Origin of the sequence: Chloracidobacterium sp., assembly GCA_016715795.1 — a bacterium.
In the GTDB taxonomy this organism is placed as follows: domain Bacteria; phylum Acidobacteriota; class Blastocatellia; order Pyrinomonadales; family Pyrinomonadaceae; genus OLB17.
Genome location: JADJXP010000002.1, coordinates 1,715,495 through 1,738,380, shown reverse-complemented (window position 1 = coordinate 1,738,380; position 22,886 = coordinate 1,715,495). Strand labels below are relative to the sequence as shown.

The following is a 22,886-nucleotide window of genomic DNA, read 5'->3' as shown; positions in this document are numbered from 1 at the left end:
GGACAGCCGGCCCGGGAATTAGAGGCAAATCATTGCATCCAAACATCTTACAGCCAAACCAGGCCGCTCTGATCGTCGTCGACGTTCAAGAGGCATTCCGCCACGTCATTCCCGATTTTGAGACGCTCGCGATCAAGGTCTCGACGGCCGTTAGCGGCTTTTTGGCGCTCGAACTGCCGGTATTGGTGACCGAGCAGTATCCCAAAGGCCTCGGCAATACGGCCGAGGAGATACGCCTCGTCCTACCGGACGACGTCGAGATATTCGAGAAAGCAGCCTTTAGCTCGTGCGGTGCAGACGCTTTTGTCGCCAGATTGGAGGAACTCGGCATAAAACAGGTCGTTTTATGCGGTCTAGAAACGCATGTTTGCGTCAATCAAACGGCACACGACCTGCTCGATCGCGGCTTTCAGGTGCACCTGCTGACCGACGCCGTGTGCTCTCGATTCGAGGAGAACAAAGCCGCCGGCCTCGAAAAGATGCGCTCGAGCGGAGTGATCGCATCATCCGTCGAAATGGCCTTGTTTGAACTTATGCGCGACGCTAAACACGACAAATTCAAGGAGATACAGGCGCTGATCAAGTAGTTATCAGTTGTCAGTTATCAGTTATCAGTTAATCCGAATGGATCTTCTAAGTTCACTAAACCCACAACAGGCCGAGGCCGTGCAGGCGACGGACGGGTCGCTGCTTATTCTCGCGGGTGCGGGCTCGGGCAAGACGCGCGTGATCACGGTGCGAATTGCGTATCTTATTGCGGAAAAAGGTGTTCCACCGCACAACATTCTGGCGGTGACGTTCACCAATAAGGCCGCTGGCGAGATGCGCGAGCGGGTCGAGAACCTGTTGCGGGGCGAAAAACTGCCGTCAGCCCCGCTGATCTCGACCTTCCACAGTTTGTGCGTCCGTATCCTGAGGGCCGATATCGAAAAGCTTGAAGAAGGCTACAAACGCTCGTTCACGATCTACGACACGGACGATTCGACCAAGGTCATCAAGGGGATCATCAAGGACCTCGGCCTCGACGACAAGCAAACGCCGCCGCGTAATGTCCGCAATGCGATCTCCGCTGCCAAAAATCGCGGCGAGGACCACGAGATGTTTGCGTCGAAGATCGAATACGGCGATGAGAAAAAGGCGACGATCGCGAAGATCTTCCGCATGTACGACGAGCGGCTGTTGACGGCGAACGCGCTTGATTTTGACGACCTGCTCATCAAGACCGTCAAACTCCTCCGCTCATCGCCCGAGACTCGCGAGAAGTACAACGACCGCTACAAATACATCCTTGTTGATGAGTACCAGGACACGAACGCGCTGCAGTTCGCCCTCATCAGCTACCTGACCGAGAAGCAGCAGAACATTTGTGTCGTCGGCGACGACGCGCAGAGCATTTACGGGTTTCGGCAGGCCGATATTCGCAACATCCTCGAATTTGAGAACCATTATCCGACCGCGAAGGTCATATTGCTTGAGCAGAATTACCGCTCGACCCAGACGATACTGGACGCTGCGGACGCGATCATCGCGAATAACGTCAACCAAAAGAAAAAGAAGCTATGGACCGCCAATGCAGGCGGCGAACGGATTTTGTATTACCAGGCCTACGACGGCGACACCGAGGCGAGATTTGTGGCGTCAAAGATCGAAGAACACCAACGCCGGAGCCTCTCGGATCGGATCGCCGTGCTGTATCGCACAAACGCCCAATCGCGGCAATTTGAAGAGGCCCTCAGACGCCTGCGGATCGAATACAACATCGTCGGCGGCTTTTCGTTCTACGAGCGGGCCGAGGTCAAGGACGTGATCGCGTACCTCAAGCTGGCGATAAACCCGTTCGACGATATCGCCCTGCTCCGCGTCATCAATACGCCGGCCCGCGGCATAGGTAAGACGAGCATCGATGCATTGCAGGCGGCAGCGAAGGCCAATGGAGCTTCGCTGTGGATGGCGATTCACGGCATTACGGACAAAGAGTTTCCGCTCGACGTGCAGATGACGCCGAGGGCGAAAGAGGCGTTTCGCGGATTCAGGGACGTGATCGAGGGCCTGATAAAGAAGGCGGCCGATGAAGCAGGGAACTACTCAGTTTCGGACGTCGTCACCGCCGCGATCGAGGACACCGGCTACGCCAACACGCTGCGGACTGAGAACACAGACGAGGCAGCCGCACGGCTGGAGAACCTCGAAGAGCTCGTCAACGCCGCCGTCGATTACGACAAGCAGCAGGAGAACGGCCTGCGCGATTTTATCGATCACGCGGCATTGACGTCGGACACCGACCGATACGATTCGAGCGCGGGCGTGACGCTGATGACGGCACATATGGCGAAGGGGCTTGAATTTCCCGTGGTCTTCCTCGTCGGTCTCGAGGACGGCATCTTTCCGCATTCGCGCTCCTTGAGCGAGGAAAAGGACCTCGAAGAGGAACGCCGTCTCGCCTATGTTGCCATTACGCGGGCCGAGAAGATGCTCTATGTCACCCACGCGATGCATCGACGGACCTACGGGACGGAATTCACGTCTGAGCCGTCGCAGTTTCTGAATGAGCTCCCGCTCGAACTGATCGACGACCTCTCGCCGGGCTCATCGTGGCTCTCATACGCTCGCAGCGCGAGCACGCTTCAGGCAAAAGCCGCTGTAAACGCCCTTCGCGGCGAAGCCGCACCGCCAAAACCGCGTAATGTCTATTCCGGCAAAACGTATGACAGCGCGGATGCGGTGAATGAGTTTTTCAAGAATAGAGGAACAAACAGGGCAGAACCTCCTGCGTCAGCAGGAGGCGTTCAACCCTCGTACGCAACGGCGCCAATGGAAACGCCGCTCGACCGCCTAAAAGCCGCCGGCTCGCAAGGCCGCCCGACGCAGAAGGTCAGCATGCCGCCAAATTCGCTCGTTCCCGGCACATACGTCCGCCACGTTAAATACGGCCGCGGCCTGATATTACGCCGCGAAGGTTCGGGCGATAATGTAAAGCTCACGGTCAGCTTTCCTGGATTCGGCCAAAAGAAGCTGATCGAGAAATTTGCCAACTTGGAGAAAGATTGAACGATGGACTGGAAGCCGGCGTAATGCTCGCTAGACGTTGCAGAAGCCCGCGCGTGAGCAAGGGCGATACACGCAACGTTGAATGTTTCGCCCTTCCTCACATGTAGGTTTCTGAAACGTGCTAAAGAACATTATGAAAAACAAGATCGCCCTAATAGCCGCCCTCACCGTCCTGGTTTTCACAGTCCTCGGCTGCGGGATGCTTGGCTCGTCCGATAAGTCAAAGGCAAACACGGCTTCGAACAAGAGCCTGTCAGACAAGGCCCTAGACACGGCGGTTGGTGAAGAAAAGATCGGCATTCCCGAGTGTGACGAGGTGATGGACCTGCTCGGATCGTATGCCGACAATCCGGATGACGGCTATGTCGTAAAGGCGGGTAAACGGCTGTTTGTCAATAAGATACGCGAGACGATCAAGAAGAGCATCGAGGACAACAAGGGCGACAAAGCTACGATCGCGAAAAACTGTCACGACGCCAAGGTCGAGCTCGAAAAAGCAAAGACCGAGCAGGACAAGACAGGGAAGTAGCGATCTCTCTCCGTTCTCTGCGTGATGTCCGACGTTTGTAAGATTCCACGCAGAGGACGCAGAGGAAATCACGCAGAGAACGCTGAGGTTTTTGTAAATTATTGCTGCTCGCTATCCAGCTTTCGGACGTATTCGCTGCTCGGATAGCGGGACTTGAGAATTTTGGTGAGCTGGTCGCGAAGCTCTTCGTTATTGCCGCAGCCATACTTGGTCCAGCCGTTGGCCCCGATGGTGATGTATAGTGCCTCAGGCACACGGCGATCGGCCGGATACGTTCGGGCCCACGTCAGCACCCTCTCGCCGAGATATTGCGGCGCGTCGCCTGTCTCGCGAAGGCGAGTTCGCTCGGCCTGAGCGAGCTTTGACTGTGCAGGCGTCAGGAAGTTTGGCTTAGGCGGCAGCGGTGCAGGAACGGACGTATTCGCGGTGTCATCGTAAACCGTGTCATAGGGTTCGCACCACCAGTCGTTTGCCGACCACTCTTCCTGCTCATTGTCGGTCTTGCCCATTCCGTCCTCGATGTAGGGGCTCATTATCGGGTTCTTGAGGACAAAATAGAGAGCGGCATAGTCGCGGGCCGCCTGCGTCTTGGCGGCGTTGATCATATCGAGTTGGGCGGCGAACTCAGGATGATATTTGACAAGCTCGGGCGTGATATTCAGCATCGTCGCCATATCGTCCAGCATAAATGCACGCATCCAGATCGCAATAATGAACCGCTCGCGCATATGCTCCGGCAGCGACGGCGACCTTGTGGCCTCGATCAGCACGGTGGTCGGAAAGTGTTTGTTAAAGACGTCGATGATGTCCGTGTCAAACATCGGCCGCGCCTGCCACAGCTTCTCTTGCGTAAAGCGTGCCTCGATCTCCGCGTCGTACTGTTCGCGCGTTTGCCCTTCGGAATTGGCCGGATCGAACCACGTCTTTTGCTCGGCGATGAACTGATCGATGGTCCCCGTGCTGCCGTCAAAATCGAACGCAAACGGCTTTCGCAGTGAATACGTCAGAAAATCTTCCATCGTCTCGGCAAGCCGTAACCGCAAGGCCAGGAATGAGTTACGCGACGATATCGGTATCTGGTCGCCGGCGTTGAGCATATCGTCGATCAGCTTTCGTGCCTCTGCCTGCTTGCCCTGATCGAGCAGGATGCGTGCCAGGTGATACGCGATCGTCGTGTAGGCGGGCGACGAACGGTTAGCGTTGGTCGCGGCCTCGATGACGCGCGGCAATCCGGCATAGGCCTTGTCGGCCTTTGCGATAGCAGTCATCAGCCAAATCTCGCTGCCGGTCGCCTTGAATTGATCCTGCGCGTAGAGATAGGCCTCCGGCCCCGTCATCTGATAGACAAAGAGCCAGTCGGTCAGTGCGTCTTGTTTGAGGAATGGCGGCAGCAGCGACGGCGACATCTTTTCGTCGCCCCAGTAGCCGCCCTGGTAATCTGACTCGCGTCCGTCGGTAAAACGGCCGGAATAGGCACTCTGCCGCGCGTATCGCACCTGCTCTTTCTGCGTATCGCTGAGCGGTTGGCCATATATCCGCTCTGCGGCGGCGATCGCCTCGTCGTCGGTCGCCTCAACCTTGACCTTAAAGCTCACATACTTGTCGCCGACGTAGAAACTCAGATCCAATTGGCCATCGTCGTTCGCCGGCGTGGCCTTGTTGCTGGCGTTGACCGGTGGAGCAACACCGTTCTTTCGGGCCTGTTCGGCGAGTCTGCGATCCTCTTCGGCACGGAGCACCTCACTCTCAAACTTGTCCATCAGCCATGTGTAATCGATCAGGTCCTGGCGAAAATTCTCGTTGCCGCCGTAGAATGCGAGCTTCTTGGCAAGCTGGCCGACGCGTTCTTTTGGATGAAGACGATAGGCGATCAGGCCCAGCATGCGTTCAGACGACTCGGAGAACTTGCCCGAGCGCGAGACGAACCGTTCTAGATGACGCTCGGCCTCGTCATACAGTTCGGCGGCCTTTGCTTTAGATTTTCCGAGACTAGCTTGGCGGACCAGGGTACGGCCGACAAGATAATCGGCGGTTTCCTGCCACGGCGATTCGGTATCCTGTGCGATCTCGGCAAAACGCTTCTTCGCATCAGCGTAATCGAGGGCGTAGAATTCCGCCGCTGCCTTCTGGTAGGCTCGGTCCTTTTCGAGCCATGCGGGCGAGCCCGGAGCGACATCGTCCGGCGTTCGCTTGCCGCTCGCACAGTTCTCAAAGACCTTGTCCTGTCCCGTTACCCATTCGCGGACATAGGCATTGTCGCGGCCGTGGGCCGTCATCCGGTCTGACAATGTCTCGGCCGCTGTCTCAAAGGCGTTTCGGGTGCAGTTCGGGAAGAAATCATAGCCGCCGTAGGAGCGCTCGACATAGATCGGCGGCGTCGTTTCCTCATTCCCTACAACGTCTTTGCGGCGCTCAACCCAAGCTTTTACCGCATCATCAATAGTGTCGTCGGTAAAGCTCTTGTTCTTGAGGTCAGCGTTCCATACCTCGATAGCCGATGTTTGCTCAGCCGCATTAAGGCCGCTGCCCGCGATCCATCGATAGGCAGCAAACAACACCGACCGGCGATACGTTGGCTTCACGATCCCAAGCCGCCCGGCCGCAAAATCCGTAAACGGATCTTCAGGCGCCTTCGTCGTATCAAACAAAGGCGAGACATAGCCCGGCCCGCACGGCATCACTGCCGACATCAGCAGGGCAAACATCATCAATAGCGAAACAGCGAGGCGGGCAAAGGTTTTCATACGACAGATTCGGATTTGAAACAAATATACCCCAAATGCAGAACGAGCAAAAGGGAATTTTTCGCACTGATTGAGGTGACGTGCTATCTTTACGTCGGTGGTGGACGATAGATCATGTGTGGAAGAGTTTCACAGCTCAGGGGGAAGAGGTTTGGCGAGATGATCGCGCATTGGCTGTATCCGGAGGCGTTTGAGGAGCGGCACAATCTCAGACCGACGGAACCGGCCTGGATCGTGGCACGGCGGGGCGACGGAATGATAAAGACGTTAGAGGCCCGCTGGTGGTGTCAGTGGGATGGGTCGCACTCATTCGAGACCAAGTTTCCGATGTTCAACGCCCGTGTCGAGACGATGTACGAACGCAAACTGTGGGCCGACCTGCTGCAGCGTGGGCACCGGTGCATCTTTCCCATTGACAGCTTTTACGAGTGGCCGGTAAAAGGCAGAGGCTTGCCGCCCGTCGAGATATTTGTCAAAGGCCGCGAGCCGTACGCGCTGGCCGGGCTGTGGAGCAGATACTTCGATGACAGCGAACCTCGCTACTCTTTCGCCGCCTTCACCTGCCCGCCAAATGATTTCATGAAGCCCATCCACGAAAAGGCAATGCCCGTCATCCTCAACACCATCAACGACCAAAAAAAGTGGCTCGAAGATGGCGACGAATCCCTCCTAAAGCCGTTCACCGGCGAAATGGAATCTGACGCCTTGTCCGACACGCTCGAGCACCTATTTCCCGCCGAGAATCGGAAGTATTAACCGTTCGATGCTCTTATGTGCAACGTCCCAAATTTGCAGTCCGGAAGGTGGCCTTGGCCCCGATGACATCAGGTGCCACTCGCGACGGGCGGGCCGAGACCGATTCCTAACCAAAGTGTCGATAACAAATTGTCGGGAAATGACAGGGCGAATCGGTTACACGCTCATGATCTCGTGCTCTTTGTTCTTCCCGAGTTCGTCGATCTTTGAGATGTAGGTGTTTGTGAGCTTTTGGATGTCGTCGAGGCCGCCGCGTTCGTCGTCTTCGGAGATGGCCTTGTCTTTGAGGAGGCGTTTGAGCGAGTCATTCGAATGGTGGCGGACGTTTCGTACCGCAACACGGTGTTCCTCGGCGATCTCGTGGACCTGTTTGGCAAGCTGTTTGCGACGCTCTTCATTGAGCGGCGGCACCGGCAGGCGGATCAGCTTGCCGTCATTCGAGGGGTTGAGGCCAAGATTGGCCGCGATGATGGCCTTTTCGACGGCACCGAGTTGGGAGATGTCCCACGGCTGGATCGTGATGAGCTGCGGCTCGGGCACGGCAATCGACGCCATCTGGCTAAGCGGTGTCGAAGTGCCATAATAATCGACGTGAACCGCATCAAGCAGCCCAATACTCGCACGGCCCGTGCGGACGTTAGCGAGCTTGCGTTTGAAATCTTCGACGACCGATTCCATCTTCGGCCCGGTCTCTTTTATGACATCTTGTACGCTCATAGGTGATGAATGGTGAACGGTGAATGGTGAACGGTGAGTTTTCTCCTATTCACCATTCACAATGCACCATTAACTAATTAGTTACCAGCGTTCCGATCGATGTGTCGCCGCAGACGGCCTTAAGGATGTTGCCTGCCTCGCGCATGTTAAAGACCATGATCGGCAGATCATTATCGCGACAAAGCGAGATAGCCGATGCGTCCATCACTTTAAGATTCTTCTCCAGAACCTCCTGGAAAGTGATCTTCTCAAACTTGGTCGCTGACACATCCTTGACCGGATCCGCGGAATAGACGCCGTCGACTTTGGTGCCCTTCAGGATCACGTCGGCCTCGATCTCCAGAGCTCTCAAGGACGCCGCCGAATCCGTTGTGAAATAAGGATTTCCGGTGCCGGCTGCAAATATAACGATGCGTTTCTTTTCAAGATGTCTGACTGCCCGCCGACGAATGAACGGCTCAGCAAGCTGCGGGATGTCGATCGCCGACATCACGCGTGTGTGGACGCCCTGCTTCTCAAGCGCGTCCTGCAGCACGACGGCGTTCATGACGGTCGCGAGCATACCGATGTAATCGGCAGCAGCCCTATCCATATTACCAGCCGACTCTGATACGCCCCGAAAGATATTGCCTCCACCGACTACGATCGCGATGTCTACGCCGAGCTCATTTACGCCCTTGAGTTCCTCTGCGACCGAGGCCGCTACTGCGGTATCGATGCCGTACTCAGACGCGCCCATCAACGCCTCGCCGGAGAGCTTGAGGAGGATTCGGTTGAAAACGGGCTTCGCCATATGTCCTATATGGACCTATAGGTCACACCAGACCTATATTGACCAACCGACAGATTAACCAACCATGGAGGCTACTTCTGCCGCAAAATCGTCGACTTTCTTCTCAATGCCCTCGCCCATCTTGAAGCGGGCAAAGCGGCGGATCGAGATGTTCTCTTTGATCGCAGCGACCTTTTCGGTAACCAACTCGCCTACCGTCTTGGCGGGGTCTTTTACGAACGGCTGATCAACGAGAACATTCTCCTCGTAGAACTTGTTCAATCGGCCTTCGATGATCTTCGCAAGAACGTCGTCGGGCTTGCCCGCGTTCTTGGGGTCGTTCTTGAGCTGTTCCATTAGGATCTCGCGTTCCTTTGCGAGGTCGCCGTCAGGGACGTCCGAGCGGTTAGTATAACGGGGATCCGTCGCGGCAATATGCATCGCAACGTCCTTGACGAGCTGCTGAAACTCATCGCCGCGGGCGACAAAATCGCTCTCGCAGTTGATCTCGACCAGCACGCCGACCTTGCCGCCCATGTGAATATACGATCCGACCGCTCCCTCAGCCGTCACACGGCCCGCCTTTTTGTCAGCGGTCGCGATCCCTTTCTTACGTAGGATCTCGATGGCGGCCGTCTCGTCGCCGTTAGCCTCGACGAGGGCATTCTTGCAATCGATCATGCCAGCGCCGGTCTTTTCCCGCAACGACTTTACTGAACTTGCACTTACTTCTGCCATATTAACTCCGATAATTACTTATAAAAAAGGCGTAACTGATTTACCGGACCCCGGAAAAAAGCTACGCCGCTGAAAATAAAAGACTGTTAGCTTGCCGTAGCTTCGTTGCTTTCTTCGGTTGTTTCCGGGGTTGGCTCGCCAGCCGTGGCCTCAACCGCCGGTTCGTCGGTAGCCTCGGTTGCTGTTTCCGATGCGTCCGTCTCAGCCGACACTATATCCTCGTCCTCTTCCTCATGTATATCTTCGGATTCCATCTCGGCGCGCTCGTCCTCGCTCAGATATTCTTTTGGAATGGCGGTTAGCGAACCGATCTCGGCCTCGTCTGCACCTGCGTCTTCACCATCGGCCCCCGCCTCGACTTCCGCAGTGCGGCCTTCTGTCCCAATCTGTCGACCCTCGATGATGGCATCTGCAATGCGGGCCGCAAAGAGTCGGATCGCACGCAGCGCGTCATCGTTGCCCGGAATGACGTGATCGATACCCTCGGGCGAGCAGTTGGTATCGACGACGGCAACGATCGGAATATCGAGCTTATTTGCTTCCTTGACGGCAATATCTTCTTTCCTTACATCAATTACAAAAAGGAGATCCGGACGCCCGTTCATTTCCTTGATTCCGGCGAGGTTCTTCATGAGCTTTTCGTGCTCTCGGTCGAGTTGAAGGCGCTCCTTCTTGGTGAGCATCTCCATGCGGCCGTCCTCGCGCATCGATTCTATGTCTTTTAGGCGATTGATCGACTTCTTGACAGTCTCGTAATTGGTGAGCAGGCCGCCGAGCCAGCGGTTGTTCACATAGAACATCCCGCAGCGTTCGGCCTCTTCCTTGATCGCATCCTGAGCCTGGCGTTTTGTGCCTACGAAAAGGACCTTTTGATTGGGACGTTCGGTTAGCGATTCCTGTACCCACGCGAGCGAATCGCGGAACATCTTCTGCGTTTTTTGTAGGTCGATAATATAAATACCGTTGCGAGCGCCAAAGATGTATTCCTTCATCTTCGGGTTCCAACGGCGGACCTGGTGACCAAAATGAACTCCTGCCTCGAGGAGTTCCTTCATCGTAACTGTAGCCAAAACTTCTTTCTCCTTGGTTTATGTACTCGGCGAAGGCGTTTGTTAACCAAGTGCCTTCGCCGATGGATTATGCTTCAGCGCGCAAGCTAAAGCTACTATCAACAACTTAACGCTTCGAGAACTGGAACCGTTTGCGGGCTCCTTTCTGTCCGTATTTCTTGCGTTCTTTCTTACGCGGGTCGCGCGTGACGAGGCCCGCCTTCTTCAGCGTCGGCCGCAGATCGCCGTTAAACTCGATCAGTGCACGCGTGATGCCGTGACGAACGGCTCCGGCCTGCCCGGCCGTGCCGCCGCCGAGGACGTTCACAAAAATGTCGAATTTCTCGGTCGTTTCCGTCAAATGAAGCGGCTGGCGAATGATCATCTGCAGGGCTTCGTTGGGGAAGTACGAGTTAAATTCACGCTTGTTGACCGTGATCGCGCCGCTGCCCGGACGCAGGTAAACGCGTGCCGTTGAGGTCTTTCTGCGGCCGGTGCCGTAATATTGAATATCAGCCATATCTGTAAGCAGTCAGCTGTCAGCCTTCAGCACTCAGCATTTGCCAGAATTTCTGACGGCTGATTGCTGATCGCTGATCGCTAGATCTCTATCGCCTCCGGTTTCTGGGCCGTGTGGCGGTGTTCCGCGTCCGCGTAAACCTTTAATTTCTTTGCCATTGCCTTGCCGAGCTTGGTCTTGGGGAGCATGCCTTTGACGGCGAGCTCGATGACCTTTTCAGGCTTTTTCTCGAACATTTCCTTGACCGTCGTCTCACGCAGGCCGCCGGGATACAGCGTGTGGCGACGATAGAGCTTCTGGTCGTTCTTAGAACCCGTAAACTTTGCGTGGCGGGCATTTATGACGATGCAGTGCTCGCCCATATCCATGAATGGCGTCCACGCGGGATTGTTCTTGCCCGACAGGATGCGGGCCACCTCGGTGGCCAACCGGCCGACCGTTTTGCCGCTCGCATCGACCACGAACCACTTGCGCCCATTCGCCAGATCCTTGCCGCTCGGAAAGTAAGTACTCATAACTCAAAACACACTAATGCGAATATCCGCAAAAATGCGAACTGACAGGATATCGAAAACAACGATGACGGTCAAGGGCTGGGGATCGACATTCCGTATCAACGCTCCGCGCGAGTTGTATCGACAGTTTGCTGTTGTATCGACACCTTTCGCTAAGTGTATCGACACTTTTCGCTATGTGTATCGACACTTTTCGTTAGTGTATCGACACTTTTTGCTAAGTGTATCGACACTTTTTATTCGCGCACGCCGTATCTTGCCATAGGTGCCATGCCCACCATCGCTGGGGAAATTGAGAACTGAGAATTGAGAATGGAGAATCCCGTCGGAACGGATGGGAACAGATCCAACGCGTCGGAAACGCGGGCATCTCTGCCCGCCAGTGCGTCCGCAGAGGATCAACACCGAGTAAGCCACTCCACCTTAAACCGTCGCACGCGAGAGCGGGCAAAGATGCCCGCGTTCCGACGCCTTGACAGGCGTGCACGGACGTGCTATATATGAAACATACGAAAACGGTTTTGGGTTTTAGGCCTTAGGTCTTAGCCGGAATCAAAGACCCAAGACCCAAGACCCAAGACCAAAGACCAAGGACCAAAAACCCACCACATTAAGGAGAAACCATGACCACATTAGACAGACGTTACGAGAAATTTCAGGGCGGGCCGGCGATGTCGCCGGCGGGGGCGCGGGAGCCGAGGGTGACGATCAACCGCAAAGGGCTGATCTACATGAACGACTGTGCCTACAACAAGCTCGGGCGGCCAAAGTTCGTGTCGCTCTATTACAGCCGCGAGGACGACTCGATCGCCGTCGAACCTGTTTTCCCGCCTGACCCTGCGAGCTTTCCGGTGACAAAAAAGCAAATGGGCTGGGCCGTGCACGGCTCCACCTTCTGCCGCCACTACCGCATCCGCGTGCCCATAACCACCCGCTTCCTCGCCCCGACGATCGAAAACGGCATACTCGTCCTCGCTCTACGCCAAACCGTCACCGTCGGCGGCATCAATCGTGGAAAACGCGTGTCGGCCTAGCATCATGTCGTTGACAATCGACATCTGATGCGTTAGCATCAGATGCATGCGAACCACGCTCGATATTGATGCTGACGTGCTGCAAGCGGCAAAAGAGCTGGCGGCAAAGGAAAAAACCACTGCGGGAAAGGTGATCTCAAACCTTTTTCGGCGCGGGCTTAGAGCTCCGGAGCCCAGGAAGGAGAGAGCAACCGCTAAGTACACCTTCAAGAATGGCGTTCCGGTGCTGCCGAGCCGAGGCGGTGAGATCATCACGATGGAGCACATTCGCTCGCTCATGGACGAAGAGGACATGTAGATATGCGCTCGCTGCTCGACGCCAACGTCCTGATCGCTCTTTTTGATCCGAAACACATTCACAACGCACGCGCCCATTCATGGTGGGCCGCCGAGCGCCGCTCGGGCTGGGCAAGCTGTCCGCTCACCGAAAACGCGCTTGTCCGGATCATGTCGAATCCTAACTACCATCCGGGCCACGCCCGGTTCTCGGCCGAGGACGTGGTAACGCAACTCACCGATTTCGTCCGCGGCACCGACCACGAATTCTGGCCCGACGACATATCGCTCCGCGACCCCACGATGTTCGAAACAACCCGCATCCTCGGCCCCCGCCAACTAACCGACCTCTACCTGCTCGCCCTAGCCGCCCACCACAAAGGCCGCCTTGTCACCTTCGACGAAACCCTCGTCCTTTCGGCTGTTCCGGTTGCGATGGACGGGAATCTCTGTGTGATCTGATCGAGCGTTTTGCCGCCTTATGAATTGCCACCAGCTTCAGCTAGGGGGCGGATTCAAATATGTCCGGGCGTTAGCCCAAAATGTCATGAGTCGCCGTATCGCGACTGTAGAATGTCCGTCGCCCTTTCAGATAGCTCCATTGAGTGTTCGGGATAACAGACAAGTTTTGCGATAAGCATGGGAAACTCGGGTTCGGCGCGAATGATCGAATCAACCTCGCGAAGAAGATAGTTTTGCCAAACCTCGACTAGAAAAAAGCGAAAGTTCGATTGGAGGAAGATCGCGAGATTCTGAAGATCAATCGCTGAAAAGTGACGGTCAAACTCGTCACCCATAGCTCGGTATATCGGCCAAAAATGCTCGGCGTCGAAGACCGGCTGTGCTGATGGGTCCGGTCGGTGATAGGTTCGATAATCGTTTGTAGGGGGCCTTAGATCATCAGTTGATTTTAGGGTTTCCGGCTCTTCGGCGGCTCGTAGGATCACGGTGTCGACACCAACCATGCTCTCGCGATGCTTGAGGCTGTAGAGGCATCGCTTTATCACATCGCCGATGAGATCGCGATAAAGCGCGTAGTCAGAAATGACTTGATGAAACGTCTCAATTCGCATCGGCGCCGACTATTTCCCTGACTTCGTTCGGTTGTCGAGTTTGCAGAGCATTTGCAGATTCTCTTCGGTCGTTTTGCCGCCGTCACGCCACGGAACGATGTGGTCGCCTTCCATTTCGGAGATGTCGTAGGTTTTCTTGCAAGTTGGGCAAACGCCTTTCTGCTTCTCGTATTGCTTTTGCTTCATCGAATCGCTGAACGTGCGGAGGCCGAGGTGTTTTTCGTCGCGAGTAAGGATGTATTCGTATATGCCGTTGTTTTTCTCGACCTCGTCGTCGGCGACGAGCCGTGCGGTTTCTTCTTCGATGGCGGCGGTGTCGTAAACATTATCCTTGAACTCGTTATACAGCGGCCCCCACGGACGGCCTTTCATCATCTTCGCTCGCTTCTTGACGAACGTCGTCTCGACCCACGCGATGACGGCCTGAAAGTATCGCCAGAGCTCGCCGGCGTTCGGGTCGTGCTGATGGACGGCCATATAGCCCTCGACGTCGCCGCCATTTATCCACTCGATTGCAGTTTCGAGAAAGTCCTGGCGAATGGGCGAGCCGCTTACGTAATCGCTCGCAATGGCGTAAGCAGGGCCGCCGGTCTTTGAGAACCATTTCTTTGCGTCGGCGGTCCACGGCCCGGCGTAAACGGCGTTTCGCAGTTCCTGATCGGTCAGCGTCAGTCCGGCGATGTTGATGGTGCGAAACCATTCGAGCTTTTCGCTTGGTTCGCCGGTGCAGAGGTAGATGGTGAGTTTGTAATCAAGTATCTGGTTTTGTTCGTCGTCCTGCAGGTTGTGAAAGTAGAGCTTTTTGAACTGAAAATCGCCGACGACGTATCGGCAAACCGAAATAGTTCGCTGCTGGCCGTCCATCACCTCGTAGTCTCCGTCATCGCGAACGGCCCAATACATAACGTTCAGCGGATAACCCTTTCGCAGAGTGTCGATCACCGCATCGCGCTGTTTTGGCTGATAAACGAACTCGCGCTGATACGCCGGGCGAATATCCAGCCTCCCGCCAAACCCGCTCACTCCCGCTTCCTCGTTGTCGATATACTCCGCGACAAGCTCCCTTACCGTTATCTCTTTTGGTTCGATCTTCATACAGTTTCAGTCCCCGACCTCCACTCGAATGAGATCGACGCGGTTCTTGGTAGAAAAGACAATATGAAAATAAGCTTGTACGAGTGTTTGGGCCATTGTTACTCGTCCCCGAAGGGGACATATTCAATAGCGTCGGGTGCAACCCGGCGAAAAAAGATCTCAGAAATGCCTTGTCCCTGACGGGGACGCACTATTGCTCCCCTTCAGGGAGCGGACATTTGCGCCCCGCGTGTCGTCGGGATTCTCCCGACGCTATTAGCTATGTGCCCTTCAGGCACTTGTCCCCGGCTTTAGCCGAACATTGGGCTAAAGCCCTCGATCTTTTTGAAATACCTGACCACTAGCTAAAGCTAGTGGCAATTCATAAGTTCTCTTTTGGTTCGGTGTTCATTTATTTCTCTGGTTTCCGATTTCGGATGAACAGACGCTTGAAGGTTTCCTTGCCATTAAGATGTGAGCCGCGACCGTAAATTCCGTCCGGATCCTGAGTAACGTCTCGATTACTTCCCAAAATCTCAAATTGATCCGGGTTGTACTTTTCCAGAAACGTAACCGGAACACCCATCACCCCACTGTAATCAGCCGGTATTTCCGCGAATCTTTTCACTTCGATAGCGTCGTATATTTTGGGTACACCGCAGGGTCGAAGGTTTTGTAAAGATTCAGTTCTTCGTGGCGTTGCGGAATGTCCAGGTTAGTAAACCAACATGCGTTTCCTAAACTCCGCCAGTTCTGTCCTTTCTCGTCTCGCCAGCTTCGGACCTCACGCATTTCGTAATCGTCGGGGACTCTGAAGGCCACCGGGTGCGAATGGCCGAGCCACATCCTGTTGTCCTGAATGTGTGTGAATATCGCTTTGTAGATGATGGCGTGCTGGTTGCCGATAATAAGAAACTTCTTGTCGTATGCAATCAGTTGCTCAACATACTCTCTAAACAGCGAGAACGGCGGGTTTGTTACTACGATGTCGGCTTCTTTCAATAGCTCAATGCATTCGGGGCTGCGGAAGTCGCCGTCGCCTTTTAGGCGGTGTTGTTCGATCTCGGAGTCGTCGGGGATTCGGTTGCCGTCTTTGTCGCCTTCATAACTCAACGCGATGCCTTTTTCGCTCGCATGCTGGCTGAACATATCGGGCCGGTCGTTCTTGTAGCAGGTGGCGATGAGCTTCTTGAGCTTCAGGTGCTCGAAATTCTTTGTGAAATAATCCCAAAACCCGCTCACGCGCGGATCGTCGCAGTTGCACAGCACGGTCTTGCCCTCAAAATGCGGCTTATAATGCCGCAGCTCGTTGTCGATGTCCTCGATCTGCGTATAAAACTCGTCCTTCTTCGACGATTTTGCGGCGTGTAAACTGCGATTTAGCGACTTTGTGGTCATTGTTGGGGACGGGTCTGCGCGATCGCTTCGACCTACAGCATTCTCGCCCCGGTTGTTCAGACGGTCACGCAGGCCCGAAGGGAAATGTAGCACCATTCCTTTGAAACCGAAAACCGCGCCCGAGGAGACGGCAAGGCTGATATTGGTGTGTGGCGGCCTTCGGATGTGACTTGGTATCGGCAGAATTCGTCCAATAGGACGTTCTTTGGGTTTCGGTTGGGGGCGACGAGCGACGTGCCGACGCCTGCGGCCTTCGGCAATTAGGAATTACGAATTAGGAATTACGAATTTAGGAAGGTTGGCCGCGGATTGCACGGATAACGCGGATAAGGCAGATAAATTCATATCTGCTTTTATCCGCGTCATCTTTTTATCTTCGGCCAAATGACGCTCGCCAGGAGCGGGCAGAGATGCCCGCGTTCCGACGCCTTGACGCGGTTTCCGTCGGCGTCGCCATGGCAAGTTGAGCCCTTACTTACGTGCGGGCTACTGACACGGGGCTATGGACGCATGGTTTCGGCGGTGAGGAGGCCGATGATGGTTTTGGCGTCGACGATGCGACCGTCGCGGGCCATTTGTGCGGCTTCGGTGAGCGGGATGCGTTCGATCTTGATCAATTCATCTTCTTCCAATTGCTGCTCTGTCTCTGTGATCTCTGTGGCTAAGAAAACGTACATCTTTTCGGTCAGGAAGCCGGGGGAGACGTAGAATTCGGCGATCTTTTCTAATTTAGCGGCGGTGACGCCGATCTCTTCTTCGAGCTCACGACGGGCTCCGGTGAGCGCGTCTTCGCCGTCCTCGAGCGAGCCTGCGGGGACCTCTAATAAATAATCTCCGGCGGGATGGCGGTATTGTTTGACGAGGGCGACCGTTCCGTCGTCGAACAGCGGGACGATCACGGCGCTGCCTCGGTGGACGACCATCTCGCGCTGGTATTCGACGCCGTCCTCGACGATGGTGTCGAGGCGGACGTCGAATACGCGGCCTTTATAGATGGACTCTGAATGAGTGGTCTCGGGCATTGATTAAGATTTTGCCACAGAGGACACCGAGAGCACAGAAGCCTCCGCGAACTCTGCGAATTCTCGGCGTTCTCTGGGTGGAACTAATGTAAAGGAAGATTCCACGCGGAGGTCGCAGAGATCTTCGCGGAGGTCGGAGAGAAGAAAATGGTGTAGAATTCTCGCGTTATGAAAACACTTTTTGATAAAGACACGCACGCGGAGGTGGTCGAGCGGTTGGGGCGTTTGACGCCGGATGCGACACGCGAATGGGGCAAGATGACGGCTTCGCAGGCGATGGAGCACACGGCGAGGGCGATGGAGATGGCGACGAAAGACAAGATCGAGAAGCAATTACTGCTCGGCAAGCTGCTCGGGTGGATGTTTCGCAAGGAGTTCCTTGGCGAGAAGGAATTCAGAAAGAACGCACCGACAGGGCCGGATTTTATCGTCAAGGACGAACCTGATTTTGAGGCGACCCGCGCACGGCTGATGGAAGTGATGGCCAGACTACACGAGTTGGGCGAGGCCGGAACCGACGGCAAGGTGCACAAGTTTTTTGGCCGCCTTTCAGGCAAGCAATGGGGCGAGACGCAATACAAACACGTCGATCATCATCTGCGGCAATTCGGGGTTTAGGAGGATCGTCCACGAAAGGCACGAAAAGGACGAAAAATGGTTGAGATACCTTTCCGAGAGGAATCTTACAAGATCATCGGGGCGTGCTTTGAGGTGTATAAGGCGAAGGGCTGCGGCTTTACGGAAGCGGTTTATCAGGAGTGTCTTGCGTTAGAATTCGGATTGCAGGGTATTCCGTTTGTTGCCCAGCCTACCTTTGAACTCGACTATAAAGGCACGAAACTTATGCAGTTTTTCAAACCTGACTTCGTGTGTTACGGCACCATCTTTGTTGAACTAAAGTCTTTACCGAAGCTGACTGATGTTTGCCGTACCCAAGCCCTAAACTATCTCAATGCGACTCAGTACCGGCTTTGCCTTCGGGTGAATTTCGGCCACCATCCTAAACTGGAATACGAGAGAATCGTCTTATAACCTTTTTTGTGCCTTTCGTGCATTTCGTGGGAACGATGCTTCTCAGCACTTGTCCCAGCACTGTTTGACCAGCGTGCCGTTCTGGAACATGCCCCTCGTCGTGTGGCCTTTTTCATCGCGGTAGCTGCCGTAGCCGTGGAACTCTCCGTCAACGAACTCGCCCTCGTATTCCGCCCCTTTTGTTGATCCCGTCAGCCAGACAAGTGTCCCTTTCCCGGTCATGCGGCCGAGATGGAAATCGCCGGTGTAGAGCGAGTTGATCATATTGAACCGGCCTTTGCCGTGCATCGTTCCGTTCAGCATCTCGCCCTCATAAACGCGGCCGTTGTAGAATTTGTACACGCCGCGCCCCGCCGGCTTTCCCTTGAGAAACCCGCCCTCGTAAACGCTGCCGCTCTTTATCTCGAGTTTGCCTTTGCCCGCAGGAGTTCCCTCGGCGTTGACCTCGCCGACATACACATCTCCGTTTTCCATCACTATCCGGCGGGTGCCGACGCTGAGATTTGACGCCAACTCGACAGCATCATCCATTAACTTGGAATGGGTCTTTTCGGCCATCTCCTTTATGTAACCGTCGATGAATGGATCCTTCGGGTCAAAGATCTTTTGCTTCTCATAGAACAGTTTCGCGGAGGTGTAGTCGCCCTCACCCGAAAAGGCCATCGCCAGATTTCTGGCCGCGTCAGCGGCACACGAATTACCGCGAGGCTCGCGATGGGCGAGGAGGACCGGTTCGATATGTTTTCGGAATGCGTCGGCGTTCTTGAAGGGCTTCCAATATCCGTAGTGGGATTGAGCGCAAATGTTGTTCGGAAATGTCCTTATGAGCCGTTCCCAATACGGTGCGGGATCGGGGATCCCGGAGGTGCCCTTATCGCGGGTCTGCTTCATGCCGAGGAGAAGAATTCGCAGTTCGGTGTAGGCTTTCGTGTTCCATTCGTCCGCGGCGATGGCGCTCAACGCGGCCTCTCCTTGGGCGGCATAGTCCCGGCTCGAGGTACCCTGTGCGGCAGAGGCGGTGGCGAGAAGGCAAATTGTTGATATTACTACGGTTAGCTTAGTGAAGTTCATGTATGAGGAAAATAGTGCGATCAAAGAGTACAGAGGACAGATTAACTAAATAGCAGCCTCGACTTCAACACCCCGGCACACATTCGAGAGCATCTTTAGTGATTTTTATGTATTTCGTGGGAAAATAGCCACATGGCATATCGCGTAGGGCTAGGCGTTACCGGCGGGATCGCGGCTTATAAGGCTGTGGAGGTGATGCGCGCGTTGCAGAAAACGGGGTGCGAGGTGACCGTGGCGATGACCCGGCATGCTACGGAGTTTGTGCAGCCGTTGACGTTTCGGGCGTTGACGGACAGGCATGTGATCGTTGACGATTACGACCCTGAGAATCCCGACCCGATCGCGCATATCAATTTTTCGCAAGAGATCGACCTGCTCCTGATCGTGCCGGCGACGGCGAACATCATCGGCAAATTCGCCAACGGCGTGGCGGACGACTTTTTGGCTTCGACATATCTGGCCTGCACTTGCCCCGTGATGATCGCACCCGCGATGAATACGACGATGTGGGAACAGCCTGCGACGCAGCGAAACGTCGCACAACTAAAAGCCGACGGTGTGTATTTTGTTGAGCCGGTAGCGGGCGAACTGGCGTGTAGGACGGTCGGCACGGGGAAGCTGGAGGACGTTGAGAATATTGTCAAGCAAGCCCTGCAACTGTTAACCGCAGAGACGCAAAGACGCGGAGAGGAACAATCGGATAAAGGAGATTCTGCGCTGCGTCTCGGTGTCTCTGCGGTGGATCTTTCTGGAGAACGAATGCTGATAACGGTCGGCGGGACGCGGGAGGCGATCGATCCGGTGCGGTTCATATCGAATCACTCGTCGGGCAAGATGGGCTTTGCGGTTGCTGAGGCGGCTGCGGCGAGAGGGGCTGAGGTGACGGTCGTGGCGGGCGAGACGAAGGTCGCACCGCCCGGCGGTGTTAATGTCATCCGTGCCGTTTCGGCTGAAGAGATGCACGTGGCGGTTATGCGGGAGTTGCCGAATGCGACCGTCTTTGTCGGCGCCGCGGCGGTGGCTGACTATGCGCCGGCAAACGCCGCAGATGCGAAGATAAAGAAAGAAGGCAGCGATGTGATGACGCTGGAATTGAAGAAAACGCCTGATATCTTGGCGGACGTCTCTAAGAATCGCCATGACGGTTTATTGGTAGTCGGCTTTGCGGCTGAGACTAATAATGTTGTCGAATACGCGCGTTCCAAGATGGCCAAGAAGGGCCTCGACATGGTCATTGCGAACGACATCACTCGGGAAGGCGCGGGGTTTAATACAGATACGAACATTGCCACGATCATTACGGCCGAAGATGAGCAGGCGTTACCGTTGATGACGAAGAGGGAATTGGCGGACAAGATACTCGACGAGATCCTGAACGTGCGCCTTTCAAAAGGTTGCGGTTAGGACATTCTAATTACTAATTATCGAATTAATGATTATTAATTATTTTTGATGGGAACTGACGCGGAAAAGGTTGATCTGATCGCGGACATTCGCGAGCAAGTGCTTTATATGCAGGAGCTTGGGGTGGAACGGATGGACGCTCAAGTTGGTAGTGGAGAGTTGCGAGTGGAGAGTTCACACACGCAATCAGCAAGTCAGCCTGTGAGGTCACCGGAGGGGACGAGAACGTCACAATTTGCAAATTTGAGATCTGAAATTTCCTATAAGCCCGAACGGCCGGTGGGGTCGAGGTTGGCGGAATTGCCGTCATTGACCAAGCGGAAGTCGCCGGTGTTTTTTGATAAGTACAATCCGGAGAGGGACGAGGGACAAGGGGCGAGGAACGAGACTGAAGAAAACGCGGGCGAGGCTGCATTGGTTGATGTCGGACCGGTTTTGCCTGAGCCGACGGAGACTATCGAGCAGATCAGGGCTGAGATCGGGCTGGATTGTAAGAGGTGCAAACTGCATACGCTTGGACGTACGCAGGTCGTGAACAGCGTCGGGAATTTTAATGCGGACCTGATGTTCGTTGGCGAGGCTCCTGGCGCGGATGAGGACATTCAGGGCGAACCGTTTGTCGGCAAGGCGGGACAACTGCTCACCGACATTATCGAAAAGGGCCTGCAAATGCCGCGTAAGGACGTTTTTATCGGCAACATAAACCGCTGCCGCCCGCCGGGCAATCGTGCTCCGGAGCCGGACGAATCTGCGGCGTGCAAGCCGTTCCTGTTCAGGGAGATCGCGGTCGTCCGGCCAAAGGTGATAGTCGTTCTAGGCGCGACGGCGGCGCAGAATCTGCTTGAGACCAAGGTGCCGATATCGCGGCTGCGGGGGCATTTTCACGATCATCTTGGCGTGAAGGTGATGCCGACGTTCCATCCCGCGTATCTCCTGCGCGACCCGAACAAGAAGCGAGAGGTTTGGGAAGATATGAAGATGGTCCGCGATTACCTAAGAAAATAGCCCACGAAATACACAAAAGGCACAGAAATGAGAAGAATAGCAGGCTTAGTTTTGATACTGACATTCATTTGGTCGGCGTTTGGGCAGAAGGGCTCGTATCCTGAGATCAAGCAGTTGCAGTCGCCGCAGAATCCGCGGATCGGGTTTATCATCCACGGCGGTGCGGGCGTGATAAAGAAAGGGTCGCTGACGCCGGAAAAAGAGGCTGAGTATAAGGCAAAGCTCGAGGAGGCCGTGCTGGCGGGCTACAGGGCTTTGCAGGACGGCAAGTCGAGCCTTGACGCGGTCGAGATCGCGATACGGATACTGGAGGATTCGCCACTGTTTAATGCGGGCAAGGGCGCGGTGTTTACGAATGACGGTAAGAATGAACTTGACGCCTCGATAATGGACGGCAAGACGCTTAGTGCGGGTTCGGTTGCGGGGCTTCATAAGGTCAAGAATCCGATAACACTTGCGAGGGCCATAATGGAAAAAAGCCCGCATGTGATGATGGTCGGCGACGGGGCTGAGAAGTTTGCGGCTGAACAAAAGATCGAGCTTGTAGATGAGAAGTATTTCTGGACGCAGGAACGATGGGACCAACTGCAAGTGGAAAAGGGAAAAAGTGAAAATGTGAAAAAGCCCGGAACCGCCGCTTCAAACGACTCGAAACTCGCGACTCGCGATTCTAAGTACGGGACCGTTGGTGCGGTTGCTTTGGATAGGAAAGGGAATATCGCCGCCGGCACATCGACGGGCGGGATGACCAATAAGAAATACGGGCGCGTTGGTGATGCGCCGATCATCGGGGCGGGAACTTATGCAAACAATGATACTTGCGGCGTTTCGGCGACGGGCTGGGGCGAGTTTTTTATCCGCGTCGGCGTCGCCCGTGACATCTCGGCCCTGATGGAATACCGTGCGATGACAGTGCAATCCGCCGTCGATGCAGTGCTCGCCAAGGTCAAGAAACTCGGCGGCGACGGCGGCGTGATTGCAATGGACAAATTCGGCAACATGGCGGTGTCGTTCAACTCGGATGGCATGTACAGGGCGTATATTAACGGCGAAGGCAAGCCGGTGGTTGAGATATATAGGGATTAACAGGGCAGAACCGCCCGCGTAAG

23 protein-coding genes and 1 pseudogene are annotated in these 22,886 nt (G+C 55.1%); 12 read left to right on the top strand and 12 right to left on the bottom strand.

Going from position 1 to position 22,886, the window contains the following annotated elements; translation table 11 throughout:
- Nucleotides 1-32: 32 nt before the first annotated feature.
- From IPM59_13020 to IPM59_13010, 3 genes are all read left to right on the top strand, one after another.
- Nucleotides 33-587: an isochorismatase family protein gene (locus IPM59_13020; protein MBK9216490.1), complete on the top strand. Its 555-nt coding sequence runs from the start codon at nucleotides 33-35 to the stop codon at nucleotides 585-587.
- Nucleotides 588-624: 37 nt separating this feature from the next.
- A complete protein-coding gene (locus tag IPM59_13015; GenBank protein ID MBK9216489.1) occupies nucleotides 625-3,048 on the top strand; it encodes a UvrD-helicase domain-containing protein in 2,424 nt (807 codons plus the stop codon).
- 133 nt (nucleotides 3,049-3,181) lie between these two features.
- On the top strand, nucleotides 3,182-3,577 hold the full coding sequence (locus tag IPM59_13010; GenBank protein ID MBK9216488.1) for a hypothetical protein: 396 nt from the start codon (nucleotides 3,182-3,184) through the stop codon (nucleotides 3,575-3,577).
- 98 nt (nucleotides 3,578-3,675) lie between these two features.
- Here IPM59_13010 and IPM59_13005 read toward each other — a convergent pair whose 3' ends face one another.
- Nucleotides 3,676-6,321: a hypothetical protein gene (locus tag IPM59_13005; GenBank protein ID MBK9216487.1), complete on the bottom strand. Its 2,646-nt coding sequence runs from the start codon at nucleotides 6,319-6,321 to the stop codon at nucleotides 3,676-3,678.
- Between the two features lie 114 nt (nucleotides 6,322-6,435).
- Here IPM59_13005 and IPM59_13000 point away from each other — a divergent pair, with 114 nt between their 5' ends.
- The gene (locus IPM59_13000; GenBank protein ID MBK9216486.1) at nucleotides 6,436-7,077 is read left to right on the top strand and encodes an SOS response-associated peptidase family protein; all 642 of its coding nucleotides are present in this window, start codon (nucleotides 6,436-6,438) and stop codon (nucleotides 7,075-7,077) included.
- Between the two features lie 156 nt (nucleotides 7,078-7,233).
- Here IPM59_13000 and frr read toward each other — a convergent pair whose 3' ends face one another.
- The 6 genes from frr to rplM form a co-directional block, all read right to left on the bottom strand.
- Nucleotides 7,234-7,794 (bottom strand): ribosome recycling factor, encoded by a 561-nt coding sequence (frr, locus tag IPM59_12995; protein ID MBK9216485.1) that lies wholly within the window; start codon nucleotides 7,792-7,794, stop codon nucleotides 7,234-7,236.
- 73 nt (nucleotides 7,795-7,867) lie between these two features.
- Entirely contained in the window at nucleotides 7,868-8,587 is a 720-nt protein-coding gene (locus IPM59_12990; GenBank protein ID MBK9216484.1) for a UMP kinase, read from the bottom strand.
- A 54-nt stretch (nucleotides 8,588-8,641) separates the two neighbouring features.
- Nucleotides 8,642-9,304 (bottom strand): translation elongation factor Ts, encoded by a 663-nt coding sequence (gene tsf / locus IPM59_12985; GenBank protein ID MBK9216483.1) that lies wholly within the window; start codon nucleotides 9,302-9,304, stop codon nucleotides 8,642-8,644.
- A gap of 86 nt (nucleotides 9,305-9,390) precedes the next feature.
- Nucleotides 9,391-10,374 carry a 30S ribosomal protein S2 gene (rpsB, locus tag IPM59_12980; GenBank protein ID MBK9216482.1) on the bottom strand — a complete coding sequence of 328 codons (984 nt, stop codon included), beginning with the start codon at nucleotides 10,372-10,374 and terminating at the stop codon, nucleotides 9,391-9,393.
- 106 nt (nucleotides 10,375-10,480) lie between these two features.
- On the bottom strand, nucleotides 10,481-10,873 hold the full coding sequence (rpsI, locus tag IPM59_12975) for a 30S ribosomal protein S9 (GenBank protein MBK9216481.1): 393 nt from the start codon (nucleotides 10,871-10,873) through the stop codon (nucleotides 10,481-10,483).
- An 80-nt stretch (nucleotides 10,874-10,953) separates the two neighbouring features.
- Nucleotides 10,954-11,388, bottom strand: a complete 435-nt coding sequence (gene rplM / locus IPM59_12970; GenBank protein MBK9216480.1) for a 50S ribosomal protein L13 — start codon at nucleotides 11,386-11,388, stop codon at nucleotides 10,954-10,956.
- A gap of 623 nt (nucleotides 11,389-12,011) precedes the next feature.
- On the opposite strand from rplM, the gene IPM59_12965 reads away from it, so the two are divergent.
- Genes IPM59_12965 through IPM59_12955 form a run of 3 tightly spaced genes read left to right on the top strand, consistent with a single transcriptional unit; the run spans nucleotide 12,012 to nucleotide 13,160 of the window.
- Nucleotides 12,012-12,422 (top strand): hypothetical protein, encoded by a 411-nt coding sequence (locus IPM59_12965; protein MBK9216479.1) that lies wholly within the window; start codon nucleotides 12,012-12,014, stop codon nucleotides 12,420-12,422.
- Between the two features lie 46 nt (nucleotides 12,423-12,468).
- Entirely contained in the window at nucleotides 12,469-12,720 is a 252-nt protein-coding gene (locus IPM59_12960; protein ID MBK9216478.1) for a CopG family transcriptional regulator, read from the top strand.
- Nucleotides 12,721-12,722: 2 nt separating this feature from the next.
- Complete coding sequence (locus IPM59_12955) at nucleotides 12,723-13,160, top strand: PIN domain-containing protein (GenBank protein ID MBK9216477.1); 438 nt, start codon at nucleotides 12,723-12,725, stop codon at nucleotides 13,158-13,160.
- 83 nt (nucleotides 13,161-13,243) lie between these two features.
- On the opposite strand, the gene IPM59_12950 is transcribed toward IPM59_12955, so the two are convergent.
- The 4 genes and pseudogenes from IPM59_12950 to IPM59_12935 all read right to left on the bottom strand — a co-directional run bounded on the left by IPM59_12950 (nucleotide 13,244) and on the right by IPM59_12935 (nucleotide 17,265).
- The gene (locus tag IPM59_12950; GenBank protein MBK9216476.1) at nucleotides 13,244-13,771 is read right to left on the bottom strand and encodes a hypothetical protein; all 528 of its coding nucleotides are present in this window, start codon (nucleotides 13,769-13,771) and stop codon (nucleotides 13,244-13,246) included.
- 9 nt (nucleotides 13,772-13,780) lie between these two features.
- A complete protein-coding gene (locus IPM59_12945; GenBank protein MBK9216475.1) occupies nucleotides 13,781-14,866 on the bottom strand; it encodes a DUF262 domain-containing protein in 1,086 nt (361 codons plus the stop codon).
- Nucleotides 14,867-15,257: 391 nt separating this feature from the next.
- Nucleotides 15,258-16,243, bottom strand: a pseudogene (locus tag IPM59_12940) (adenine-specific methyltransferase EcoRI family protein).
- Between the two features lie 500 nt (nucleotides 16,244-16,743).
- Nucleotides 16,744-17,265, bottom strand: coding sequence for an NUDIX hydrolase (locus IPM59_12935; GenBank protein ID MBK9216474.1), 522 nt, complete (start codon nucleotides 17,263-17,265; stop codon nucleotides 16,744-16,746).
- Nucleotides 17,266-17,433: 168 nt separating this feature from the next.
- Here IPM59_12935 and IPM59_12930 point away from each other — a divergent pair, with 168 nt between their 5' ends.
- Together IPM59_12930 and IPM59_12925 are read left to right on the top strand one after the other, a co-directional pair.
- A complete protein-coding gene (locus tag IPM59_12930; GenBank protein MBK9216473.1) occupies nucleotides 17,434-17,883 on the top strand; it encodes a DUF1569 domain-containing protein in 450 nt (149 codons plus the stop codon).
- Nucleotides 17,884-17,919: 36 nt separating this feature from the next.
- Entirely contained in the window at nucleotides 17,920-18,297 is a 378-nt protein-coding gene (locus IPM59_12925; GenBank protein MBK9216472.1) for a GxxExxY protein, read from the top strand.
- A 42-nt stretch (nucleotides 18,298-18,339) separates the two neighbouring features.
- Here the strand turns inward: IPM59_12925 and IPM59_12920 are convergent, their stop codons facing one another.
- The gene (locus IPM59_12920; GenBank protein ID MBK9216471.1) at nucleotides 18,340-19,257 is read right to left on the bottom strand and encodes a hypothetical protein; all 918 of its coding nucleotides are present in this window, start codon (nucleotides 19,255-19,257) and stop codon (nucleotides 18,340-18,342) included.
- 243 nt (nucleotides 19,258-19,500) lie between these two features.
- On the opposite strand from IPM59_12920, the gene coaBC reads away from it, so the two are divergent.
- The 3 genes from coaBC to IPM59_12905 all read left to right on the top strand — a co-directional run bounded on the left by coaBC (nucleotide 19,501) and on the right by IPM59_12905 (nucleotide 22,863).
- Entirely contained in the window at nucleotides 19,501-20,772 is a 1,272-nt protein-coding gene (gene coaBC / locus IPM59_12915) for a bifunctional phosphopantothenoylcysteine decarboxylase/phosphopantothenate--cysteine ligase CoaBC (protein ID MBK9216470.1), read from the top strand.
- A 132-nt stretch (nucleotides 20,773-20,904) separates the two neighbouring features.
- Entirely contained in the window at nucleotides 20,905-21,777 is an 873-nt protein-coding gene (locus tag IPM59_12910) for a uracil-DNA glycosylase (protein MBK9216469.1), read from the top strand.
- 27 nt (nucleotides 21,778-21,804) lie between these two features.
- Nucleotides 21,805-22,863 carry an isoaspartyl peptidase/L-asparaginase gene (locus IPM59_12905; GenBank protein ID MBK9216468.1) on the top strand — a complete coding sequence of 353 codons (1,059 nt, stop codon included), beginning with the start codon at nucleotides 21,805-21,807 and terminating at the stop codon, nucleotides 22,861-22,863.
- Nucleotides 22,864-22,886 lie beyond the last annotated feature (23 nt).

What these genes read in the sequence shown, in the direction of transcription:
- IPM59_13005 (MBK9216487.1), bottom strand. Translation starts at nt 6,321, where the DNA reads ATGAAAACCTTTGCCCGCCTCGCTGTTTCGCTATTGATGATGTTTGCC.
- IPM59_12955 (MBK9216477.1), top strand. Translation starts at nt 12,723, where the DNA reads ATGCGCTCGCTGCTCGACGCCAACGTCCTGATCGCTCTTTTTGATCCG.
- IPM59_12910 (MBK9216469.1), top strand. Translation starts at nt 20,905, where the DNA reads ATGGACGCTCAAGTTGGTAGTGGAGAGTTGCGAGTGGAGAGTTCACAC.
- IPM59_12935 (MBK9216474.1), bottom strand. Translation starts at nt 17,265, where the DNA reads ATGCCCGAGACCACTCATTCAGAGTCCATCTATAAAGGCCGCGTATTC.
- frr (MBK9216485.1), bottom strand. Translation starts at nt 7,794, where the DNA reads ATGAGCGTACAAGATGTCATAAAAGAGACCGGGCCGAAGATGGAATCG.
- IPM59_13000 (MBK9216486.1), top strand. Translation starts at nt 6,436, where the DNA reads ATGTGTGGAAGAGTTTCACAGCTCAGGGGGAAGAGGTTTGGCGAGATG.
- IPM59_12965 (MBK9216479.1), top strand. Translation starts at nt 12,012, where the DNA reads ATGACCACATTAGACAGACGTTACGAGAAATTTCAGGGCGGGCCGGCG.
- IPM59_13015 (MBK9216489.1), top strand. Translation starts at nt 625, where the DNA reads ATGGATCTTCTAAGTTCACTAAACCCACAACAGGCCGAGGCCGTGCAG.
- IPM59_12950 (MBK9216476.1), bottom strand. Translation starts at nt 13,771, where the DNA reads ATGCGAATTGAGACGTTTCATCAAGTCATTTCTGACTACGCGCTTTAT.
- rplM (MBK9216480.1), bottom strand. Translation starts at nt 11,388, where the DNA reads ATGAGTACTTACTTTCCGAGCGGCAAGGATCTGGCGAATGGGCGCAAG.
- IPM59_12945 (MBK9216475.1), bottom strand. Translation starts at nt 14,866, where the DNA reads ATGAAGATCGAACCAAAAGAGATAACGGTAAGGGAGCTTGTCGCGGAG.
- IPM59_12930 (MBK9216473.1), top strand. Translation starts at nt 17,434, where the DNA reads ATGAAAACACTTTTTGATAAAGACACGCACGCGGAGGTGGTCGAGCGG.
- IPM59_13010 (MBK9216488.1), top strand. Translation starts at nt 3,182, where the DNA reads ATGAAAAACAAGATCGCCCTAATAGCCGCCCTCACCGTCCTGGTTTTC.
- IPM59_12960 (MBK9216478.1), top strand. Translation starts at nt 12,469, where the DNA reads ATGCGAACCACGCTCGATATTGATGCTGACGTGCTGCAAGCGGCAAAA.
- tsf (MBK9216483.1), bottom strand. Translation starts at nt 9,304, where the DNA reads ATGGCAGAAGTAAGTGCAAGTTCAGTAAAGTCGTTGCGGGAAAAGACC.
- rpsI (MBK9216481.1), bottom strand. Translation starts at nt 10,873, where the DNA reads ATGGCTGATATTCAATATTACGGCACCGGCCGCAGAAAGACCTCAACG.
- IPM59_12990 (MBK9216484.1), bottom strand. Translation starts at nt 8,587, where the DNA reads ATGGCGAAGCCCGTTTTCAACCGAATCCTCCTCAAGCTCTCCGGCGAG.
- coaBC (MBK9216470.1), top strand. Translation starts at nt 19,501, where the DNA reads ATGGCATATCGCGTAGGGCTAGGCGTTACCGGCGGGATCGCGGCTTAT.
- IPM59_12925 (MBK9216472.1), top strand. Translation starts at nt 17,920, where the DNA reads ATGGTTGAGATACCTTTCCGAGAGGAATCTTACAAGATCATCGGGGCG.
- IPM59_12905 (MBK9216468.1), top strand. Translation starts at nt 21,805, where the DNA reads ATGAGAAGAATAGCAGGCTTAGTTTTGATACTGACATTCATTTGGTCG.